The organism is Desulfovibrio sp. Huiquan2017, assembly GCF_017351175.1.
Lineage (GTDB): Bacteria > Desulfobacterota > Desulfovibrionia > Desulfovibrionales > Desulfovibrionaceae > Pseudodesulfovibrio.
Window position 1 is genome coordinate 78,638 of record NZ_JAFMPN010000008.1, and the last position, 21,616, is coordinate 100,253.

At 61.9% G+C, this 21,616-nt stretch carries 20 protein-coding genes; 12 read left to right on the top strand and 8 right to left on the bottom strand.

The genetic code is table 11. The annotated features are described in order from the left end of the window. The first annotated feature begins 498 nt into the window (after positions 1-498). From J0909_RS08080 to J0909_RS08090, 3 genes are all read left to right on the top strand, one after another. On the top strand, positions 499-1,146 hold the full coding sequence (locus J0909_RS08080) for a winged helix-turn-helix transcriptional regulator (RefSeq protein ID WP_207261951.1): 648 nt from the start codon (positions 499-501) through the stop codon (positions 1,144-1,146). A 2-nt stretch (positions 1,147-1,148) separates the two neighbouring features. Further along, positions 1,149-2,240 (top strand): N-acetylneuraminate synthase family protein, encoded by a 1,092-nt coding sequence (locus tag J0909_RS08085; RefSeq protein WP_207261952.1) that lies wholly within the window; start codon positions 1,149-1,151, stop codon positions 2,238-2,240. A gap of 200 nt (positions 2,241-2,440) precedes the next feature. Then, positions 2,441-3,400: a chemotaxis protein gene (locus tag J0909_RS08090; protein WP_207261954.1), complete on the top strand. Its 960-nt coding sequence runs from the start codon at positions 2,441-2,443 to the stop codon at positions 3,398-3,400. 28 nt (positions 3,401-3,428) lie between these two features. Here J0909_RS08090 and J0909_RS08095 read toward each other — a convergent pair whose 3' ends face one another. Next, positions 3,429-3,710 carry a DUF2325 domain-containing protein gene (locus J0909_RS08095; protein ID WP_207261956.1) on the bottom strand — a complete coding sequence of 94 codons (282 nt, stop codon included), beginning with the start codon at positions 3,708-3,710 and terminating at the stop codon, positions 3,429-3,431. A gap of 64 nt (positions 3,711-3,774) precedes the next feature. Next, a complete protein-coding gene (locus J0909_RS08100) occupies positions 3,775-4,254 on the bottom strand; it encodes a flavin reductase (protein ID WP_286181895.1) in 480 nt (159 codons plus the stop codon). Positions 4,255-4,534: 280 nt separating this feature from the next. Here J0909_RS08100 and J0909_RS08105 point away from each other — a divergent pair, with 280 nt between their 5' ends. From J0909_RS08105 to J0909_RS08120, 4 genes are all read left to right on the top strand, one after another. Beyond that, complete coding sequence (locus J0909_RS08105; protein ID WP_207261958.1) at positions 4,535-5,221, top strand: helix-turn-helix transcriptional regulator; 687 nt, start codon at positions 4,535-4,537, stop codon at positions 5,219-5,221. Positions 5,222-5,425: 204 nt separating this feature from the next. Continuing rightward, the gene (locus J0909_RS08110; RefSeq protein WP_207261959.1) at positions 5,426-5,800 is read left to right on the top strand and encodes a RidA family protein; all 375 of its coding nucleotides are present in this window, start codon (positions 5,426-5,428) and stop codon (positions 5,798-5,800) included. An 88-nt stretch (positions 5,801-5,888) separates the two neighbouring features. After that, entirely contained in the window at positions 5,889-7,139 is a 1,251-nt protein-coding gene (locus J0909_RS08115; RefSeq protein WP_207261960.1) for a dicarboxylate/amino acid:cation symporter, read from the top strand. A 40-nt stretch (positions 7,140-7,179) separates the two neighbouring features. Next, positions 7,180-8,481, top strand: coding sequence for an L-cysteine desulfidase family protein (locus J0909_RS08120; protein WP_207261961.1), 1,302 nt, complete (start codon positions 7,180-7,182; stop codon positions 8,479-8,481). Positions 8,482-8,565: 84 nt separating this feature from the next. Here the strand turns inward: J0909_RS08120 and J0909_RS08125 are convergent, their stop codons facing one another. Further along, on the bottom strand, positions 8,566-9,861 hold the full coding sequence (locus J0909_RS08125) for a right-handed parallel beta-helix repeat-containing protein (RefSeq protein WP_207261962.1): 1,296 nt from the start codon (positions 9,859-9,861) through the stop codon (positions 8,566-8,568). A 215-nt stretch (positions 9,862-10,076) separates the two neighbouring features. Here J0909_RS08125 and J0909_RS08130 point away from each other — a divergent pair, with 215 nt between their 5' ends. Further along, the gene (locus J0909_RS08130; protein WP_286181897.1) at positions 10,077-12,125 is read left to right on the top strand and encodes a methyl-accepting chemotaxis protein; all 2,049 of its coding nucleotides are present in this window, start codon (positions 10,077-10,079) and stop codon (positions 12,123-12,125) included. 71 nt (positions 12,126-12,196) lie between these two features. Here J0909_RS08130 and J0909_RS08135 read toward each other — a convergent pair whose 3' ends face one another. The 4 genes from J0909_RS08135 to J0909_RS08150 all read right to left on the bottom strand — a co-directional run bounded on the left by J0909_RS08135 (position 12,197) and on the right by J0909_RS08150 (position 17,212). Further along, complete coding sequence (locus J0909_RS08135) at positions 12,197-12,742, bottom strand: tetratricopeptide repeat protein (protein WP_207261964.1); 546 nt, start codon at positions 12,740-12,742, stop codon at positions 12,197-12,199. A gap of 158 nt (positions 12,743-12,900) precedes the next feature. Then, entirely contained in the window at positions 12,901-14,571 is a 1,671-nt protein-coding gene (locus J0909_RS08140) for a methyl-accepting chemotaxis protein (protein ID WP_207262074.1), read from the bottom strand. A 631-nt stretch (positions 14,572-15,202) separates the two neighbouring features. Further along, a complete protein-coding gene (groL, locus tag J0909_RS08145; RefSeq protein WP_207261966.1) occupies positions 15,203-16,789 on the bottom strand; it encodes a chaperonin GroEL in 1,587 nt (528 codons plus the stop codon). A gap of 162 nt (positions 16,790-16,951) precedes the next feature. Then, positions 16,952-17,212 carry a co-chaperone GroES gene (locus J0909_RS08150; protein ID WP_207261968.1) on the bottom strand — a complete coding sequence of 87 codons (261 nt, stop codon included), beginning with the start codon at positions 17,210-17,212 and terminating at the stop codon, positions 16,952-16,954. A 209-nt stretch (positions 17,213-17,421) separates the two neighbouring features. On the opposite strand from J0909_RS08150, the gene J0909_RS08155 reads away from it, so the two are divergent. From J0909_RS08155 to J0909_RS08170, 4 genes are all read left to right on the top strand, one after another. Next, positions 17,422-18,918, top strand: coding sequence for an alpha,alpha-trehalose-phosphate synthase (UDP-forming) (locus J0909_RS08155; RefSeq protein WP_207261970.1), 1,497 nt, complete (start codon positions 17,422-17,424; stop codon positions 18,916-18,918). Positions 18,919-18,920: 2 nt separating this feature from the next. Further along, the gene (locus tag J0909_RS08160; RefSeq protein ID WP_207261972.1) at positions 18,921-19,154 is read left to right on the top strand and encodes a hypothetical protein; all 234 of its coding nucleotides are present in this window, start codon (positions 18,921-18,923) and stop codon (positions 19,152-19,154) included. A 68-nt stretch (positions 19,155-19,222) separates the two neighbouring features. Beyond that, positions 19,223-19,702, top strand: coding sequence for a hypothetical protein (locus J0909_RS08165; RefSeq protein WP_207261974.1), 480 nt, complete (start codon positions 19,223-19,225; stop codon positions 19,700-19,702). Between the two features lie 102 nt (positions 19,703-19,804). Next, positions 19,805-21,103 (top strand): DUF697 domain-containing protein, encoded by a 1,299-nt coding sequence (locus J0909_RS08170; protein ID WP_207261976.1) that lies wholly within the window; start codon positions 19,805-19,807, stop codon positions 21,101-21,103. On the opposite strand, the gene J0909_RS08175 is transcribed toward J0909_RS08170, so the two are convergent. After that, positions 21,100-21,612: a C40 family peptidase gene (locus tag J0909_RS08175; protein WP_207261978.1), complete on the bottom strand. Its 513-nt coding sequence runs from the start codon at positions 21,610-21,612 to the stop codon at positions 21,100-21,102. The genes J0909_RS08170 and J0909_RS08175 overlap by 4 nt on opposite strands. Between the last annotated feature and the right edge of the window lie 4 nt (positions 21,613-21,616).

The following is a 21,616-nucleotide window of genomic DNA, read 5'->3' on the forward strand; positions in this document are numbered from 1 at the left end:
GGGCGCTTCCTTTAACAAGTTTGGGTGGTGAAAATGTGCGGCGAAGGTATATTAGCCCGGGCGCATGGTCAATATGGCTTGTTTCAAACGATCGGATCGAGTTTTTGACGATTTCCGGCGGGTCTCGCCGGGGCGTCGGGGAAGCTGCCATCGCGGGCGAGGCCCGGGAAAATAAAAGATACTCGTTTCATTTGGTTGGCGGCATGTCCGGTGCTCGTGGTCTTCTTGGCAGACTCCTTGCAACTATGTCGAAATGCCCCTTGGGGGGAAATCCTTGCCTGTCGGCCAACATCGGGGCCCCGTGCGTCCCGATCATTCAATATGTCAATGATCAATCCGGCAGATGGGCAAGGCGGACTTCAAGGCCTCCGGGCGAAGAGAGACGGGCGGGCCTGAGTTGACAGGGGTGGAGCCCATGCCTACAGTGAAAACTTCGGCATACCCGGGTGCCACTCCATGCAGATAAATCATTGATCGAACGAATGACCGAGAAAGTGCATGGTAGAAAACGCTGAAAACGTGGCGACCGGAATGCTTATTACCGAGGGGTGCTACCTCAAACCGAGCAAGAGTACCCGAGTCCTGGCCATCCTGGATGCCCTGTCCCGGGATTCCAGTTTGTCCCAGTACGAATTGGGGCGGCGGCTGCATCTGTCCGGGGCCATGATCAACCAGTACCTCAAGCAGCTTCAGGCCGACGGGCTGGTCGAGTTCCTGCCGGTCAACGGCAAGAGCTACCATTATACCCTGACGGAGGCGGGTCACCGTTCGCGCCAGCGAATGTTCTCCGACTATTCCTCGGAGACCGTCCGGCTCTACTCCACCATCAAGAAATTCGTGCTCGGCAAGTTGAAGTACCTGGAAGACGAAGGCAAGTTGGATCTGGCGCTGTTCGGCGCGTCCGAGACCTGCGAGGTGGTCCTGTCCGCCCTGCGCGGCACTTCCTTCCGGGTCAAGGCCCTGTTGGACAACGATGGAAGGAAACAGGGGCAGATTTTTAACGGGCACGTGGTTTCCGCACCGTATGTCCTGGACCAGGTGGACTGCGACGCCGTGGTCATCACCTCCTTCGGCAAGCAGAGCGAAATTTATGAACAGGTCGAGCCTTACGCCGACAAGCGCGGATTTCAAATCGTGAGATTCTGATTATGCAACAGCTCCAGTCCGTCACATTGCGTTCGGGCGTCACCATCGGCGCGGGACATCCCTGTTTCGTGGTCGCGGAAATAGGCAACAATCATCAGGGCGAGTTCGATATTGCCAGGCGGATGATCGATGCGGCGGCCGCCGCCGGAGTCCAGGGGGTCAAGTTCCAAAAGCGGGACAGCGAGGCGCTGCTCACCCGCCAGGGCCGGGCCGCGCCCTACACCGGCCCCAACAGTTTCGGCCCCACCTACGGTGAACACCGCGCCGCTCTGGAGCTGTCCATCGACCAGATGGCCCTGCTCAAGGCATACGCCGAATCCCTCGGTCTGATCTTTTTCGCCTCGGCCTGGGACGAGCCGAGCCTGGACCAGATCCTGGGCCTGGACGTGGAGCTGCTCAAGATCAGCTCGGCGGAACTCGTCAACGTGCCCCTGGTGCGCAAATACGCCCAGGCGGGCATCCCCATCATCCTGTCCACCGGCATGAGCGGGCTGGACGACATCGACGCGGCCATGGCGGAGATCCACGCCTGCCACGACGACGTCATCCTTTTGCACTGCAATTCCACTTACCCCTGCCCCGAGGAGCACATCGGCCTGCCCGTCATGGATGTCCTGCGTGAGCGTTACGGCGTGCCGGTGGGGTATTCCGGCCATGAAAGGGGCGTCGGTCCCAGTGTGGCCGCCGCAGCCCTGGGGGCGTGCGTGGTCGAACGCCATTTCACCCTGGACAAGACCCTCAAGGGCACGGACCACCAGGCCTCTCTCGAACCCGCGCAACTGGCCGCCCTGGTGACCATGATCCGCGAGGTCGAAAAGGCCGTCCAGGTCAAGGGCAAGGTCGTCTTCCCCGATGAACAGGCCGCTGCCGACAAGCTGCGAAAGTGCATCGTTTTTTCCCGTGATCTGCCTGCCTGGCATGTCCTTACCGAGGCCGACCTGACCACCCGCTGCCCGCGCGTGGGCATCTCCCCGATCCACTGGGACGAAGTCCTCGGCGCCGTGCTCAACCGGCCCGTCAAGCTTGAGGAACCCGTCCAATGGGATGCCCTCGGCCTCAGCCAGGCCGTCTGCGCCGGAGCCGTCTTGCCGTAACGCGCCCGACCGGGAAAGGGGGGGACGCATCGCGCGTTTCGCTTCTTTTGGGGCGTGTCCCGTTGCCCTCCAAGGAGAAAGCCGGACGCCGAACTCCGTTTTGCGACGGGTTGTTTGCCTCTGGTGAAAAATTATCATTCATTTCAGGGAGGCGACGTGGTAGAGGGGGAAACGGTCGCAACCATGCCGGAGGAGCACGAATGAGCCAGACGGAAATTCTGTTGGAAACGGGGACCAATGAGCTTGAGATCATTGAATTCTTCATTGACGAAGTGACCCCGGACGGGGTGGAGCGGCAGTATTTCGGCGTGAATGTGGCCAAAGTGCTGGAAGTGGTGGAGGCCCCGGAGGGGCTGGAAGGGTCCGAGGCCGCGGCGCATCCGAGTTTCCTGGGCACGATCCCGTTGCGCGACCTGATCCTGCCGGTGGTGGATTTGAGCATCTGGCTGGATATGGAGCGTTCGCCTGCGGCGAACGAGCCGATCATCGTCACCGAGTTCAATGCCATGATCACGGGCTTTCGGGTTTCGGGAGTGACGCAGATTCACCGGGTGTTCTGGGCCGATGTGGAGCCGCCGAGCAAGTACGTCTCCTCCATGAAGACCAACTGCATCACCGGCACGGTGAAGATCAAGGACCGGTTCGTGCTCATGCTCGACCTGGAGCAGGTCCTGGCTGACCTGGATGAGTCGGGCCAGACCAAGGCGGCCTTGAGCAGCGTGGTTTCCGAGGAGCGTTATCGGGCTCTGGTGGCCGACGATTCCACTTCAGTGCGCCAGTTGCTCGAATCGAATTTCGACCAGGCCAATTTCGAGGTGACCATGGTCCGCGACGGGGCCGAGGCGTGGACGGTGCTGGAAAACATCAAGGCGCGGTGCGCCTCCGAGGGTGGTTCTCCGCTGGACTATCTGGACGCCGTGGTCTCGGATGTGGAAATGCCGCAGATGGACGGGTATACCCTGACCCGCCGGATCAAGGAGGACCCCGTCCTGAAGGTCCTGCCCGTGGTCCTGTTTTCCTCGCTCATCTCCAAGTCCGTCCTGCACAAGGGCAAGGCCGTCATGGCCGACGAGCAGGTTACCAAGCCGGAGTTTCACGGTCTGACCGAAAAGGTTCTCCGCCTGATCCGCAATTGGGATCGGGGCGCGACCGTTTCCTAGACGGCCACGGCCGATAACCGATCGACAACTAGCCGACCACCTCGCCAAGCTGCTTGCGCAACGTGGACACGCCGCAGGAGTGGTGCTGGTAGACCGGCACATCCTTGCCGCGCACGGCGTCGAGCACGTCTTTGCGCGCCTTGTGGGACACCTTGTTGGTGAACATGACCACGAAGTCCACTTCGCCAAGCGCCTTGGAGATCTTCCGTTCCTTGCCCGTGAAGTGTTTGAGCTTGATGCCGTTCTGCTTCGCTTCGGAGACGTATTCCTTTTTCAGCCTGTCCATTCCGCCGATCAGAGCCGCGCACATAATGTCCTTCCTTGTTTTGAAATTGAAAATCGTTTTCAATAAATACAGAGAGGGCGCAGCCCTGTCAACAACTGTCCGCAACTATTCTTAGATAACCTCCAAGTTGCTTAATCCGTTGTGGATTTTTTACGGCCTTGTCGTCGTCCAAAGTCTGGCCGACCTGTTCGCCCACGGCCCAGTAGCGATTACCGGGCATGGTTCGGGTAAAGGAGCTGACTTTTCCCACGCCGGTGTGCCCGTCGGTCAAGCGTTCCTCGGTCCAGGCGGCCGCCAGTTCATCGCGGAACAGGGTGTCGTTGGTCATGGTGAATTGATCCAGGAGACGGAATGCCATGGCCATCGGGCACTGGCGGATGGCCATGGCGTTTTCCAGTTCGCTGAAATGGACCTCGAACAGGCCGGACTTGTCGGTTCGTCTGCCCGAGATCAGGCTGGCGCAATCGGTTTGGGTGACCATGTCCACAGAGGGGGTGTTGATGGCGTATTGGCCGGTTTCGAGGATCGCCTGGTGGCTGGCGTGCTTCCGGTTGACCTCCATGCCCATGATGCAGGGCGAATAGTTGCCCCGCCTGACTCAGGTCATGCCATGAAGTTGGGTTTGCCGTTGAGCATGATTCCGAGGATGGTCTGCGGTTCGGGCAGGGTGAAGGCGTTGTCGCCGATGTTGATCCGTCTGGTCATGGCGAGCTCCCTGTTGTGGTCCCTTATACGGCGAGTCTCCTTGCCGGGCGCGCGGGGCAAGGGAAGGCGAGGGGGTTTGACATAATTCTCGCAGCCCGCTAGTTTTTTATTTTCATGAAAATTGTTATCGAGAGGAGAGCGGGTTGGGAGAGAAAAAAACTTCGACACGGTCACTGGTAAGGCAGTTCGTTCCCTTGGTCGCGTTTCTTGGCGCTTTCCTCGGCGAACGCTGCGAGATCGTGCTGCACGACACTTCGACCAAGGAAAAATCGGTGCTGGCCATTGCGAACGGACACATCTCCGGCCGCCGGGAAGGGGCGCCGCTGACGGATCTGGCCCTCAAGTTCGTGGTCAACAAGGACTATGAGAAGCACGACTGGGTCATGGGCTATACCACGCGCACGAGCGACGGGCGGCCGTTGCATTCCGCCACCTATTTTATTCGGGAGGACGACGGGGAGTTGGTCGGGATGTTGTGCCTGAACATGGACACTTCCGACTTGTTGCAGGCGCGCGATATCTTGAACAAGGTCATCGCCGCCGCCGGCCTGGAGTCTTCGCAGGCAAAGGAGAATCCGGAACAGGCTGGGCATACCGAGACCTTTTCCGGCTCGATGGAGGAATTGACCGAAAACCTTATCCGCCGCGTCGTGACCGAGGCAAACGTGCCGCCCGAACGCATGACCGTTGCCGAGAAGATGGGCATCATGGCCACCCTCGATTCGCATGGCGTCTTTCTGCTTAAAGGGTCGATCCGGGTGGTGGCCGAGTACCTTGCCGCATCGGAAGCCACCATCTATCGGTATCTGCAAAAGCTGAACGGGCAGTAATCCTGCCTCGGCACACCTGTTCGCTGAAACCGGCGAGTCCCGCATTTTATGCGCGACTCGCCGATTTTTATTGGTTTAATAAAAATTTATTTAATGTGATAAAAAATTATTGACTCCCTGGACATTCCCCTTTAGTAAAAAATTATTGTGATGCGAATAAGTGCACCATGCTGAACAACCATTTAAGACATAAGGAGATATTTTATGCATCAAGCTGTAAACAGCGATAAAGTCCCGGCAGCCGTTGGACCCTATTCCCACGGGACCGAAGTCGGCGGCCTCATCTTTACCTCGGGACAATTGCCCATTGACGCCGCGACCGGAGAGATGCCGGTCGATGCTGCAGGGCAGACCAGGCAGTCCCTGGAGAACGTCCGCTACACCCTCGAAGCGGCCGGCTCCTCGCTGGAAAAGGTCATCAAGACCACTGTGTATTTGAATAACATGGAGGACTTCGGCTCGGTCAACGAGGTGTATGCGTCCTTCTTCAAGGAGCCGTTCCCGGCGCGCAGTTGTTTCGAGGTGGCCCGTCTGCCCAAAGACGCTTTGGTGGAGATTGAAGTTATCGCGGAAAAATAAAGCCCCTGGAGCACTTCCGCTTCAACAGGCTGTCCCGGCCGGACCGGAGGGTCCGCCGGAACAGTGCATAACGCTAGGAAGGAATGCCATGTCAACCAAGAGCAGATTCGGAGAGTTCGGGCTCATCATCAAGCTGGTGCTCGGTATCGTTATAGGCGTCATCGTCGGCCTGTTCGCCAACGAGGCGGTCATGGATGTTGTCGTTACCGCAAAATATGTCATGGGACAGTTCATTTACTACACCGTCCCGCTTGTCATTATCGCCTTCATCGCCCCGGCCATTACGCGCCTGGGCAACAATGCCAACAAGATGCTCGGCGCGGGAGTAGCTTTTGCCTATGTTTCCGCCGCCGCAGCGGCCACCATGGCCGCCGTCGCCGGGTACGCCATCATCCCTCACCTTTCCATCGCCACGCAGGTGGAGGGGTTGCGCGAATTGCCCAAGGTGGTTTTCCAGCTCAGCATCCCGCCGGTCATGCCGGTCATGACCGCCCTGGTGACGGCCGTGATGCTCGGCGTGGCCACCATCTGGACCAATGCGCGGACCTTCCGGGGCATCCTGAGCGAGTTCGAGAACATCATGATGCAGGTGGTCATCCGCATCGTCATTCCCGTGCTGCCGTTCTTCATCGCCGCCACCTTCGCGGGACTGGCCTACGAGGGCAGTCTGACCCGCCAACTGCCGGTATTTCTTGAGGTCATCGTCCTGGTGCTGCTGGGCCACTGGATCTGGCTGGCCGTTCTCTACACCATCGCGGGCGTCGTCTCCGGCCGCAATCCCTTCGAGGTTCTCAGGCATTACGCCCCCGCATACCTCACTGCCGTGGGCACCATGTCCAGCGCGGCAACCCTCCCCGTTTCCCTTGAGTGCGCCCGCAAGTCCAAGGTGCTCAGCAAGGATACGGTGGAATTCATGATTCCGCTGGGCGCGACTATCCACCTGTGCGGATCGGTGCTCACCGAAACCTTCTTCGCCATGACCATCTCCATGATGCTCTACGGCCACCTGCCTTCCGTGGGCACGATGGTGCTCTTTGTCCTGCTCTTCGGCATCTTCGCCATCGGCGCGCCCGGCGTGCCCGGTGGTACGGTCATGGCCTCCCTCGGCATCGTGGTCGGCGTGCTGGGCTTCGACCCGGCCGGCGTGGCGCTGCTGCTGGCGGTCTTCGCTCTTCAGGACAGCTTCGGCACCGCTTGCAACGTCACCGGCGACGGAGCGTTGGCCTTGATGCTCGAAGGGTTGTTCAACCGTCACGGTGAGCTCAACGCGGCTCGGCACGTGGAAGAGGCGGCCGATGCTCCGCGGGGCGAGGAGGCCCCGGTCCGTGTCGAGTCGTAAGACAGCATAAGGTTAATAAACACAACTGGAGATTTTCATTATGTCAAAGAAGGATTGGGCTTTTTACCGAGCCATTATCGATAAAGAAGTAGTGCCCGCCCTCGGTTGCACTGAACCGATAACCATCTCGCTGGCCGCCGCCCGCGCTGCGGAAACCCTGGGAGTCCTCCCGGAACGGATCAGCGTCCTGGTGAGCGGCAACCTGCTCAAGAACGGCATGGGCGTGGGCGTTCCCGGCACGGGAACCACCGGCCTGGACATTGCCGCCGCCGTGGGTGTCACGGGCGGCAAATCCGAACTGGGCTTGGAGGTCCTCCGGGACCTTTCCGAAGAGCAGGTCCGGCAGGGCAAGCAACTGTTGGAGGAAGGCAGGGTCAGTGTCGGCGTTACGGACGTCGGTGAGCTCCTCTATGCGGAAGTGACGGTGGAGGCGGGCGGCGAAACGGCCCGCTGCGCCATCGCCCGCGAACACACCGCCATCGTGCTGGTGGAGAAAAACGGCGATGTGCTGCTCGACAAGCGGCAGCCCGCTTCCGTGGAAGAGAGCGGCGACTGGCCCCTGTCCATTAGCGATATCTATGAGTACGCCACCGAGGCGCCGTTGGAGGATCTCGACTTCATCCTGGAGGCCGCCCGCATGAACGAGGCCGCCGCAGCCATGGGGCTGGAGAGCGACTGGGGCTTGCAGGTGGGACGTTCCATGGACAGGGATCTTGCCGCGGGCCTGCGCGCGGACGACATCATCTCCTATGCCACCAAGCTGACCGCCGCCGCCTCGGACGCCCGTATGGAGGGCGCGCCTCTGCCCGTCATGAGCAATTCTGGCAGCGGTAACCAGGGGTTGACTGCCACGTTGCCCGTGGTGGCCTTCGCCCGGCGGCGCGGGGACTCCGAGGAGGCCCTGGTCCGTGCCCTGATCATGAGCCATCTGACCGCCATCCACCTCAAGCATCACCTCGGCAGACTCTCCGCTCTCTGCGGCGCGAGTCTTGCGGCCACGGCCGCCGGATGCGGCATCGTGCTGCTTCTGGGCGGCGGTCTTCATGAAATCGAAAGCGCCATTCGCAATACCGTCGGCGACATCGCCGGCATGGTCTGCGACGGAGCCAAGACTTCGTGCGCCCTCAAGGTGGCTTCCTGCGTCGAAGCCGCCATCAACGCGGCCTTGCTGGCCATGAAGGGGATATCCATTCCCGGCCGGGACGGCATCGTGGCCGACGACATCGAGGCCTGCATCCGCAACATCGGCCGCCTCGGGTCCGTGGGTATGGTCGAAACCGACAAGGTCATCTTGGACATCATGACCAGCAAACGCAATGGCGCGGCCGCCAAGGCCGTGTAACTATCTCATCTAAAGGGGTTATCCCCCTCTCCTCTCTCTGCGGGAATCGGCTACGGCCGGTTCCCGTTTTTCTTTGGCGACGGCCTAGCGCACAGGCTCCCAGGCGTCGCCCTCGGCGTCGGCCTCGGGCAGGGAGCAGGGGGCGCAATCCGCCACGCGGTTGCCCTGGCCGTGGTCGGTCAGCGCCTGGACCGCGCCGACCACCAGGTTGACGCGGCCGCCGAGCAGGATCTGGCCCTTGAAGCCCGTGAACAGGCCGAGGTCGGTCCAAGCGAAGGTGTTGGCCGTGGCCGTCAAGGCCTCGAAGGGATAGCAGAATAGAGCGTAATTGGCCCGGCCGCGCACTCGGTTGTTGGCGAAGAACCCCCGCGATCCGGTCTGGACCAGGCCGCGCGCGCTCCGCCCCCCGGCCATGACGACGTCGTTGCAGGCGACTACCATGTCGTTGGCGTAGAGTTGCAGGCCGGTGGAGTTCTCCCCGCGCCCTTCAATGCGGTTGCCGGTGATGCTGATGCGGTTGTTCCGTGCGAAGTCAGCCCCACCGGAGGTGTCGAAGTACCATCCTGCGACGATTCCGTTGGGGCCGAATTTGTTGGGATAGGCGATACCTTCGTCGTCCGTGGCGATGCGATTGTCCCGGATGCGGATGGAGCCCTTGCCATGGGCGTCCAGCGCGTTGTCCAGGACCTCGATGCCGTTGCGCGAGGCGCGGCTGATCTCGTTGTCGCGAATGGTCAGTTCCGCGCCCCAGGTCCAGTCCGCGAGCACCCCGTATCCGGCGGTTTCCTCCGGGTGGTCATTGATCATCTCCAGCCGGTTGCCTTCGATGAGCACCGTGCCCGTGATCGCCCGCTTGAGCATGCCCTTGGCGTAGACCAGCCGGTTGCCGACAACGATCCCGGCCTGGAGGGGCTGGCTCTCGCCGCCTTCCCATTTGATGCCTGCGCCCTGGGGTTCCACGTTGGTGACCAGGCAGCCGCCGATTTCCAACCCGCCTGCATGGGCGAAGTGCAGGGGCGTGCCCCGGGCTCCGTCGAAGTGGATGTCGCGGACCGTGATGATAGGTCCGTTTTCGGCCGGGGGGGCACCGTCGATAGGCAGCGGGGAATACAGGGTCCAGGTCCCGCCTCTGATGACCGTTGCCAGCTCGTCCGAGCCGTCCCGCCGTCCCAGGATGCGCACGTTCTTGCGGATCTTGACCCGACCCTCGCTGCCGAAGTCGAAACGGCCGAGCAGTTTCACGGTGCCACCCTTGTCCACGGCCGCCTGCACGTCGGCCACGTCCCGTGCCGGATCGCCCGTGCCGGTCACGACCTGGTCCGCCAGGGACGGAGCGGCGAGGAGCAAGACGAGAAATAGGGCGAGCATCGGGCGCGGCATGGCGGTCTCCCTCGGTTTGCGGATTGGTTGTCGGGGCAAGGCCAATCTACCCTCTTTGCCGGGGATGTTCAATCCGCGGCAGACCGGCCCGCGGCAGAACAGCCTATGGAAATAATAATACCAATTATTGGTTATGACGTTATTTGTGGAAAAAACGAGGGAACGCCGGTGACGGCGGACAAGCGCCACGCGAGTGGTCGCCAAGGGAGGGACGAATGCGTCTGAAGACAAGAATGACGTTGATGCAGGTGGCCACGGTCCTGGTGGTCATCATTGTTTTGTGTTTGCTTTTCATCCGCGAGATGACCGGATATGCCGAGGAGCAGATGGTCGATTTTCGCCGCGAGCAGATGGAGGACGCCCGTATGAGCCTCACGGACGCGGTCCAGATGGCCGAAAGCACCGTGAAGGGGTATTACGACCGTTCCCAGGATGTGGAGGCCCTGAAGCGGGAACGGCAGGATGATCTGAAACGGGTGGTCGATGTGGTCTATGGCCAGGTTAAGGAATACTATGACGCCAACAAGGACCGGCTGGATCGGGCGGCCCTCGTCCGGGGGCTGCGGCCGCTGGTCGAGCCGGCCCGTTTCGACGGGGACAACTACCTCTGGGTCCAGAACCTGGATAACGTCATCCTGGCCCACCCGTCCGAGTCGCTGCGCGGCAAGGACATGTCCGGCCTCAAGGACAAGAAAGGCTTCCCGATCATCGTGGGCATGAGCGACATGGCCCGGGAAAGCGGGGAGGGCGTGGTCGACTATTGGTGGCCCAAGCCCGGCGAGGAGGAGCCCAAGCTCAAGATATCCTATGTCCGCCTGCTGCCCGAGGCGGGCTGGGTCGTCGGTGCCGGTGCCTGGATCGAGGACATCACCGAGGCCATGAAGGCCGAGGCCCTGTATCAGGTGTCCAAGATGCGCCTCACCGACGGCAACTACTTTTGGATCACTGATCTGACCCCCAAGATGATCATGCACCCCATCGACTCCGGCTTGGACGGCAGCAACGTCGGCGGCCAACTGGACAGCAAGGGCAAGCCGTTCTTCAAGGAGATGGCCGAGGTGGCCGCGAAAGACGGGCAGGGGTTCGTCAAGTACTACTGGTCCAAGCCGGGCGAACAGGGCTCTTTCCCCAAACTCTCCTTTGTCAGGCTGTTCAAGCCGTGGGGCTGGGTTTTGGGCATGGGCGTGTACGTGGACAACATCGACGCCGAGATAGCCGCCAAGCAGCAGGCCCTGGATGTCCGGATTCGAAACGTCATCCTGCTGGTGTTGGGCATCGCCCTGCTGTTGGCCCTGCTCGGTGTGCTCGCAGGCATCCTCGGTTCCCGTTCGGTGACCAATACCCTGGGCGGCGAACCCATCGACATCGCCGGGCTGGCCTCCCGCGTGTCCCGTGGAGACCTGACCATGCCCGCACCGGCCGAGCGCGACCGGGGGGTGCTCCGTTCCATGCTGGATATGGCCGTGCGGCTGCGCGGCGTGGTCGGCGAGGTCCAGTGTGCCACCGACAACGTGGCCGCAGGCAGCGTGCAATTGTCCGCCTCGTCCGAGTCCCTGGCTCAATCCACCGAAGAACAGGCCGCGTCCATCGAGGAGGTCTCCTCGTCCCTGGCCGAGATCGTCAGTTCCATCCGCAAGAATGCTGACAACGCGGAACGGACCAGCGAGATCGCAGACCGCGCCAACCGGGAAATTCTCACCGGGGAGGAGTCCGTGCGACGGACCGTGGACGCCATGCGCGAGATAGCGGACAAGATATCCTTCATTGAGGATATCGCCCGGCAGACCAATCTGCTGGCCCTGAACGCGGCCATCGAGGCCGCCCGCGCCGGGGAGCACGGCAAGGGCTTCGCCGTGGTTGCCGCCGAGGTGCGCAAGCTGGCCGAACGCAGCGGTGCCACGGCCCAGGAGATCAGCTCCCTGTCCGCGTCGAGCGTGGAAGTGGCCGAGCAGACCGGCGACCTCTTTGCCCGCGTGACTCCCGAGATCGCCAGGACTGCGGAACTCATCGAGGACGTGTCCAAGGTCTGCGCCGAGCAGAACCACGGGGTCAGCCAGATCGAACGGGCCATGAGCCAGTTGGATACGGTCATCCAGCAGAATGCCATGGCCTCCGAAGAGATGGCCTCCACCTCCGAGGAGCTGTCGGGACAGGCCGCGACCCTGCAATCCTCCATCCACTACTTCCAGGTGGGGACCGAGGCCGAAAAGGCCTGCGACCCCGTCGAGTTCAAGGCCCTGCCCATGGGCGGCCAGCTCGCCTGACCTCACCCGAATACAACGCCCCCTCCCGGCAGGCCGGGAGGGGGCGCATCATGGGCGCGTCGCCCGAAAGATCAATATCCTTGCCGGAATTCCTTATCGCGCTTGCCTTGTTCGCGGAATCCGCGATCGCGCGCATTGAGTTTGTCCTGCTCGAACACGGCCACAGCCACGGCCTCGCATGCCGCGTCGAGGTCCGCGCCGCTCGATCGGATGGCCTCGACCTGCGCCTTCAGCGTCGTCTCCACCTTGCGTTGGCCCGCCCAGGAGGGATAGCGCGCCCAGTATTCGGCCGCCTCATCGCTTCGGCCCAGCTTGGCCGCCGCATATCCGGCGTTCACGAACGCATCCGGGATCTCCTTGCGCGACACGCATTCGGCCAGCACCCGCAAGGCGTCCTCATAGCGGCCGACGCGCGTGTAGCACACTCCGGCCATGACCAGGTGCGAAGGCCGGACTTGGCTGGGCGCTCCGGCGAAGTAGGCGTCATAACCCGCCGCGCCTTCGGTGAAATACGCCTTGGCCTTGGCGAAATCGCTTCGCGCCTCGGCCGCCCGGCCGCGTTCGAAGTTCTTTCGTCCCTTTGTCTCGGGCCGTACCAGCTTGGAAAGAAATGACATGGTGCCGATGGTAGCGGTTTGGCGCGGCGAGGACAAGGGGGACGCGTTCTCGCGCGGACCGCCGGGAAAAGGGCCGCGCAAGTTGAAAGGACTTGCGCGGCCGACTGTTTCGAATGGGATGCGGGCCTCTGGTGACCCGGAAGTGGGGATTTCTCCGCTTAGAACCGCCCGAATCCTTCGTCGTCCACATCCCCCATATCCATGACGACGCCGGAGTGTATGCCGGACGAAGCCAGTTTCTTGGGCTGCGCGGGGACAACCGTGACGCGGCGGGGCCGGGCGGCAGCGCGTGCCGCTTGCCCGCCGTGGGAGCTGAGGCGGAAGAAGGACATGGTCTGTTGCAGGGACTCGGCCTGAGAGGAAAGTTGTTCGGCGGTGGACGCCATCTCCTCGGAGGCTGCGGCATTGGATTGGACGACTTGGTCGAGCTGGTGGAGGGCCTTGTTGATCTGATCGGCACCGGCTTCCTGTTCCTGGCTGGAAGCGGTGATTTCCTCGACCAACTGCGCGGTCCGCCGGATGTCGGGCACCATCGAGGTGAGCATGCCGCCTGCCTTTTCGGCCACGGCCACGCTCCGCGCCGAAAGTTCGCTGATCTCCGCGGCCGCGCGGCCCGAGCGCTCCGCCAACTTGCGGACCTCCGCCGCAACCACGGCGAACCCCTTTCCGTGGTCGCCTGCGCGCGCCGCTTCGATGGCCGCATTGAGGGCGAGCAGGTTCGTCTGGCGGGCGATGCCCTCAATGATGCTGATTTTCTCGGCGATGTTCTTCATGGCCGCAACCGTTTCGGCCACGGCCTTGCCACCTTCGTCGGCGTCGGCGGCGGAGCGGACAGAGATCTCTTTCGTTTGTGTCGAATTTTCGGCGTTCTGGCGGATGGTGCCCGCCATTTCTTCCATGGAGGAGGAGACTTCCTCGACGGAAGCCGCCTGTTCGGTGGCCCCGTCGGCGAGCGTCTCGGAGGAAGAGGAGAGTTCTTCCGCCCCCGAAGCGAGGTTCTCCGTGGCGCCCTGCACTTCCCCGACAACTTCGATGAGTTTTTCGGACATGATTTTCATGTCACGGTAGACGCCGATCAACCCCTTTTTATGATTGTGAAAAGCGATACGCAGGTCGCCGGCAGCGATGCTTTTGGCAACGTGCGCGATCACCATGGGGTCTTCGCCGAGTTGGTTCATGGCTCCCCGCGCGATGAGAAAGGCCAAGATGGACGAGACCAGAACGCCGATGATCAAGGCCGCCAACGAAAGGGTTTGCGAGAACTGCGCGATATGCGTCGACTCCACTTTCGCTGCTTCCGCCTCCGCCGAGTTGATGTTGACAATGGCGTTGAGCAGCCCTTCGGCTTTCGTGAAGGTAGCGGTGCTGACTTCCAAATCCTGCTGGATCATCTGCCGCCGCAACTCTTCACTCCTGTTTTCATCGTATTGCCTGGACAGCCGCATGAAGGACTTGTGGTCCTTTTTCCAGTTGTCCCAGGCAGTGACGAATTGCCCCCACTTCACGCTTTCCTCGGGGGTTTGCGGGAGCGGGGCATAGATGTTCCATGCTTTTTCCGCCCGTTGCCAGGCGGCGTTGATTCTCTTGTATTCCGTGTCGCGAGCCGTTTGAGAAATCGTCGTCTCCAGCAGGGCATTTTCGGAAGAATGGATTGCGGTTTGCGCTTCGCTGATGACGAGAAGAGCTTGTAGGCTCGGGAGACGGACCTCGGCTATTTCGTCGATGCAGGTAGACAGCTGGCTGATGTTGTACACGGCCATCAACCCTATGATCATGGCGATTGCCGCGACAAGGCCGAATCCGCCAAACAACTTTGTTCGAAGTGTTATATCCTTAAGCACAAATACTCTCCTTAAATCCCTGTTGCTTCTTTGTAATGGTTATTTTGCAACGTGGAAAACGAAACGTCCCGACACCCCGCGCACCGGATTCCTGAATGTAAATCCCTTCCTCTTTGCGGCATGATCTAAAGCCCGTTGCTGCTTACAGATCGGGATAGCCCCGGCCGTTAACGAAGAACCGGGAAAATATTCATTTGCCATCGATACTCAATTATAAAAAAATAATGATATGTGTTATCGTGTTGTGCATTTTTGAGGGAGCCAGGGGAATGCGCGCCCATTGGGCTTGGATGTCCATGGTTCCGGGGGGCTTGCCGGAAGGCGGCGCGCTGTCGCGGATACTTTTCAACAGTCTATTATCATTGAGTAATTTTTTGAAAGTTCCGCCCGGAAGAAACGTGGCGGGGGCACTGCCGCGTATGGCTTCTACAGCCCGGCCCGCCATCAGGGCAGGTTGAAGCAAGGAGCCGGAGCCGGACGGGAAGAGGGCGGGAGATCGAATTTCCCAAGCGTGGAATTATGGGCATCCGCCGACGGAAGCCCGCTGCGGCCGGATGAACCAAAAAAAGTGCGGACGCGCAACACGCGTCCGCACTTTTGATTGTCTTTGGGGGGGCGACTAGTCTTCGTCGGCGACGTAGTCGGAGATGGCGCACTCGGTGGTCAGGAGCATCCCGGCCACGGACGAGGCGTTCTGCAGGGCGATGCGGGTGACCTTTTTGGGGTCGATGACGCCGTCCTTGACCAGGTCGGTGTATTCGCCCGTGGCGGCGTTGAAGCCGTTGTTGCCCTTGAGGTTCTTGACCTTTTCAACAATGACGGAGCCTTCGAGGCCGCAGTTGTTGGCAATCTGCTTGAGCGGTTCCTCGATGGCGCGGGCGATGATCTCGATGCCGGCCTGTTCGGTGTCGTCGGCGCCCTTGAGGGTCTTGAGGACCTTTCCGGCGCGAACCAGAGCGGTGCCGCCGCCGGGCACGATGCCTTCGTCCACGGCCGCGCGAGTGGCGTTGAGGGCGTCCTCGACGCGGTCCTTGCGTTCCTTCATCTCGATCTCGGTGGGCGCGCCGACCTTGACCACGGCCACGCCGCCGACCATCTTGGCCAGCCGCTCCTGGAGCTTCTCGCGGTCATAGTCGCTGGTGGCGTTCTTGACCATGTTGGAGATCTCCTCGCAGCGGAGCTCGATGGCCTTCTTGTCGCCCGCGCCGCCCACGATGAGGGTGTTCTTCTTCTCGACCACGATCTTCTTGGCGGAGCCGAAGTGCTCGGGGCGGATGGACTCCAGCGTCACGGCGGTGTCTTCGGATACCGGGGTGGCGCCGGTCATGATGGCGATGTCGCGAACCATTTCCTTGCGGCGGTCGCCGAAGCCGGGCGCCTTGACGGCGCAGACCTTGAGCGCTCTGCGCATGGCGTTGATGGTCAGTCCGGCCAGGGCTTCGTTTTCCACGGTCTCGGCGATGATCAGCAGGGGCCGGTTCGCCTTGGCCACGGCCTCAAGGATGGGCACGAGCGCCTTGATGTTGGAGATCTTGTTTTCGGACAGGAGGATGAACGGATTCTCGAAGGTGACGTTCTGGTCTTCCTGATTGTTGACGAAGTAGGGGGAGAGGTAACCGTTGTCCCACTGCATGCCTTCGACCACATCCAGTTCGGTGGTCAGGCCCTGGGATTCTTCCACGGTGATGACGCCGTTCTCGCCGACCTTGTCTACGGCCTGGGCCAGGATCTCGCCGATGGTCGGGTCGTTGTTGGCGGAGATGGAGCCGATCTGGGCGATCTCGGAGGTCTTCTTGATGGGCTTGGCCATGTTGTCGAGTTCTTCGACCACGGCGGCCACGGCGGCGTCCATGCCGCGCTTGAGCGACATGGGGTTGCGGCCTGCGGCCAGCAGCTTGACGCCTTCGTTGAACACGGCCTGGGCCAGGATGGTGGCGGTGGTGGTGCCGTCGCCGGCGATGTCATTGGTCTTCTTGGCCACTTCCTTGACCATCTGGGCGCCCATGTTTTCGAGCTTGCCCTCAAGGTCGATCTTTTCGGCCACGGTCACGCCATCCTTGGTCACCTGGGGCGCGCCCCAGGTCTTTTCCAGCATGACGTTGCGGCCCTTGGGGCCCAGGGTGACCTTGACGGCGTCGGCCAGGGTATTGACGCCGCGCTGCATGCCCTCGCGGGCTACGGCTTTGTAATCAATTGCTTTGGACATTGTTCCGAATCCCTATGAAAAATGGTTGTCTGTTGTTGATTTCGAAAACCGTGCGGAAAGGTCCGGACGCGGGGTGCGAAAAAGAGTCACGGGCCGAGTCGCGGCCTTCCCGAGAGGGTGATTCTTTTGCGGCAACGCGGCGGCAGGGCCTTCGCGCGGGCGTTAGGCGAAGACGCCGAGGATGTCGTCCTCGCGCATGATGATCAGGTCGTCGCCGTCCATGCTGAATTCGCTGCCCGCGTACTTGGCGAACAGAACGATGTCGCCATCCTTGACGGTCTGGCACTCGGGCCCGGCGGCCACGACGACGCCGTTCTGGGGCTTTTCTTTGGCGGAGTCCGGGATATAGATGCCCCCGGCGGTCTTCTCCTCTCCTTCTTTCCTCTGGACGATGACACGGTCATTGAGCGGTTTCAAACCCATGAGAAGTCTCCTTATGCTGTCTTCACCGCAAGCAGTGGCGGCGTGTGTTTCAACTGGAGCAAAGGATAAGTCCGGCGCGGGCGGTGTCAACAGGACCACCGGATATTTTTCCGGACCTTTTGGAAGGCGCGGTTGAAATCAAGGCCGAAGCGGAGTAACACTATAAAGAGGAAAATAGTATAGCCAAGAAAAACAGGAGCAAGTACAGGATGGAACCCGCGCTACGACGGTTGGTGGTGGTCTCCAACAGGCTCCCGGTGGCCCTCCGCAGAGAGGAGGACGGCTGGAAGCTCAAACAGGGCTCGGGGGGCTTGGTCACGGCCATGGCCCCGGTGCTCAAAAACCGTGGCGGCATGTGGATCGGCTGGTCCGGCGCGAGCGATCCGGGGCGCGGTTCGAAAGCGACGGACGAGACCGACATGGAAACGCTCTTCGCCGATTTTACCGAGGAGGCGGGGTACGAGCTGTGCACCGTGCCCCTGACCCGGGAGGAAGTGGACGGCTACTACTACGGGTTTTCCAACGAGATCATCTGGCCGCTGTTTCACGATTTGCAGAGCCGCTGCCGTTTTCATCCGCGATATTGGCGCACCTACCTGGACGTGAATTTCAAGTTCGCCGAGGTCGTGGCGCGGCGTTCCTCGCCCGAGGACTATCTCTGGATCCAGGATTATCACCTCATGCACCAAGCCTTTTTCCTCAAGTCCATGGGGGTTCGGCGCAACACCGGATTCTTTTTGCATATCCCCTTCCCCCCGCCGGACATCTTCATGAAGCTGCCCTGGCGGGCCAAGCTTATTCAGGCCCTGACCGAGTTCGACCTGGTGGGCTTCCAGACGGTCCAGGACAGGCGGAACTTCGTGGGCAGCCTGCACCGGCTTATGCCCGAGGCCAAGGTGGAGGGGCGCGGCGCGGTGGTTGCGGTGAACATGGGCAACCGCTCCTTCCGGGCCGGGGCCTTCCCCATCTCCATAGACTATGCGCAGTTCTCGGAGATGGCCGCCCAGCCGGAGGTGGCCCGAAAGGCGTTCGATCTTAAGGAGGCGCTCCGGCACCGCAAGATCATCCTCGGTGTGGACCGGCTGGACTATACCAAGGGCATCCCCGAGCGTATCCGCTCCATCCAGACCCTGTTGCGCCGCTACCCGGATCTCAAGGGCAAGGTGAACTTCATCCAGATCGCGGTGCCGAGCCGTGAAGAGGTGGACGAGTACAAGGAACTCCGGACCGAGATCGAGCAGTTGGTGGGACGGGTCAACGGCGAGTTCTCCTTCCCGGGCTGGGTGCCGGTCCATTATCATTACCGAAGCCTGCCGCACGACGACCTGGTGGCCTATTACGCGGCGGCCGACGTGGGGCTGGTCACGCCCCTGCGCGACGGCATGAACCTGGTGGCCAAGGAATACTGCGCCTGCAACAACAAAGGCGACGGGGTGCTGATCCTGAGCGAATTCGCCGGGGCCGCGGCCCAACTCCAGCGCCACGCCTACCTGGTCAACCCGTATGACGTGGAGGGCATCGCCAAGGCGTTGCATCGCGCCCTGCACTGGCAACTGGAAGAGCGCAAGGCGCACATGTCCAGGTTGCGCGAGCAGATCCGGCGCAACAATATCTTCCGTTGGGTGGACTCCTTTCTCCGGGCGGGCATTGCCAAGTCCCTGGAGGACTTCCCCGAAGTCGAGACCGTCCACTTCAACCGGGTCTAGACATGCTCCTGCTCAAGTGCGCCGATTGCCGACGCAAGCTCTGGAAGTACTACAAGATCGGCCAGGGCGAGCTGCACCGTTGCCACAAGGACCGCATCAGGAAGGTCTGGAACATGGAGGAGCGGGACGGCAAGGTTTTCTGTCCCTGCGGTCGGGCCGTGGGCATCGACCGGGGGAGTTACTACACCATGGACCGGAAGGCCTTCACCAGCAAGGGGACCAAAACCAACGGTTGACAGGTTCTCGTCATTTCGGAAAAGGTATGTAAATGAGTTAGGTGGAACGCATGAACAAGGAGTTGAATTTGAAAATACGCATCTTGATTCCGGCCTTGATGCTGATCCTGTGCCTGGCCGCCGCCGCTTCGGCCGCCGAATCCGCCCCTTCGTCCCCGGAGGGGGAGTGCAGCGCCATCCCCTGGGGCGCGCCCATTTCCGCCGTGGAGGAGATCACCTATTCCCACACCGTGGCCGGGGTGCGGTTTTACACGGTGAAGAAGACCGAGCCGTGCTGGATATTTCAGATTCAGGGCGCAAACGTGACCTACGGCTTCAGCCGGGGCAAGCTCTATTCGGTGCTGGTGGAAGTGGACAAGGCCCAGGACGTCAAACAGGTGGTGGCCACCCTGATGGACTCCTACGGGTTGCCGGACCACAAGCAATCGGACGGCTGGGACGAGTACCGTTGGGAAACCGACGACCTCAAGATCAAGCTCAAGAGCCAGTTCGCCACGGACCGCATCAAGATCGGCATGTATTACAAGCCGTTGATGTCCGGGGAGTAGCGACTTTTCCCTTTCGCTTTGCAGGCCGTCTCGCCCGGGGCGGCCCTTTTCGGCATTTGCCTTTCGCCGTTGGGGCCTTATCCTGTGCGAGGAGGACAATCCATGTCGAAACAGATGAAGAACTTCCTGACCGTGGCCGGGATCATCGTCTTGGGGGCTTTCCTCGCCTTTCTCTATGATTGCGTCACCGGACTGGCCGACTTCGCCGGACGGATTAATCCGGCGTTGGCCCCGTGGGTCTTCTGGATTTTACTGGCCGCGGTCGGCGGCTCCCTCGCCTGGTGGGCGGCCGTCCTGCTGGTCCGGCCCCGGCCGTTGCTGGTCCATGCCGACCCGACTCCCGAGGAGATGGCCGGGTTTCGCCGGGATCTGGTCAAGCGGCTGTCCAAGAACCGCATTCTCAGGGATTCCGGGGTGGACGTGTGCGACGAATCGGGGCTGGAATTGGGGCTCGAGGTGTTGCGCAAGCGGGCCGACGAGGAAATCCGCAGTACGGCCAAGCGGGTCTTCATCGGTTCGGCCGTGTCCCAGAACGGGCGGCTCGACTCCCTGGTGGTCCTTTTTCTCATCTCGCGCCTGACCTGGCGCATCTCCAAGCTCTATGCCCAGCGGCCGCACTACCGGGAGTTGGTCAACCTGTACGTGAATATCGCGGTAACCTCGTTCCTGGCGGGCTCCATCGAGGAATTCGGCATCGAGGAATACATCCACGAACTCATGGGCCCGCTGGTGGCCGGGTCCGCCCTGGGGGTCATGCCCGGGGCCGAGGCCGTGGCCGCCACCGTGACCAGCTCCATCCTGAGCGGCTCCACCAACGCTCTTTTGGCCATGCGTTGCGGCATCGTGGCCCGCAATTACATGAGTCTGGACCTGGCTCGGCGCGGGGCCATGCGTCGTTCGGCTACCCTGGAGGCGGCGCGCATGTTCATGTCCATCTCCGGTGAGACCGTGACCCAGGTGACCAAATTGCTGGTCAAGGGGTCTTCCAAGGCGGTCAAGGGCGGGGCCAAAAAGGCCTTCACCTCCGTGGGCAAGGGCGTGTCCGGCGCGGCCGGAAGCGTGGGGCGGGGCGTGTCCGGGGCCGCGGGGGCCGTGGGCGATGGCGCCAGGAGCGTGGGGCGCGGGGTCAAGGGTTCCGCCCGCACGGTGGTGGACGGCGTGGACCGCACCGTGGACAAGGTCGCGGGCGCGGCCGCCGGGGCGGTCAAGCGTTCGGCGCACACGGTGCGCGGTGCGGCGGACGGTGCCGGGCGGCTGGCGAAGAAGGCCGGGCAGTCCGTGTCCGGCGCGGCCGGGACGGCCCGGGGTGCGTTGCGGTCCGTGGGCCGGGGCGCGCGTTCGGTGCGTGATACGGTGCTGCGCCGGAAGAGGCGCTCGGGGGAAGCGCCGGAAGACGGCTAGAGCACGCGCCGCGCGCTCAGGAAGTGTTCCATCCAGAAGGGCGAGTTGAGGCTTGATTCCATGACCCGCCTGCCTGAGCTGGGCGAGTGCACGAACGTGCCCCGGTCGGTGACGATGCCCACGTGCAGGGACTTGCCGTCCTTGTCCACCTTGTGGAAAACGAGATCGCCGGGACGGATGTCGGCGCGATTGACCGGCGTACCGGTCCCGAGCTGCCGCCAGGAGATGCGCGGCAGGTCCACCCCATTCCGATGGTATACGTACCAGATGAATCCCGAACAATCGAAGCCGGTCGCGGGCGAGATGCCGCCCCACTTGTAGGGCGTGCCGACCAGCGACCGGGCCAGGCGGATGACTTTCGCCGCCCGGGGCGAGGCGGGTTCGGCCCGGATCACGGCTTCGGCCGGAGGGGCGGGAGCGGGGGCGGTCCCGGCACAGGCGGCCAGAAGGAGCGCGCAGGCCAACAGGCCGAGCGCGGTCGTGATGCGTCTGGTTCCCCGGTTTGCCATGGTC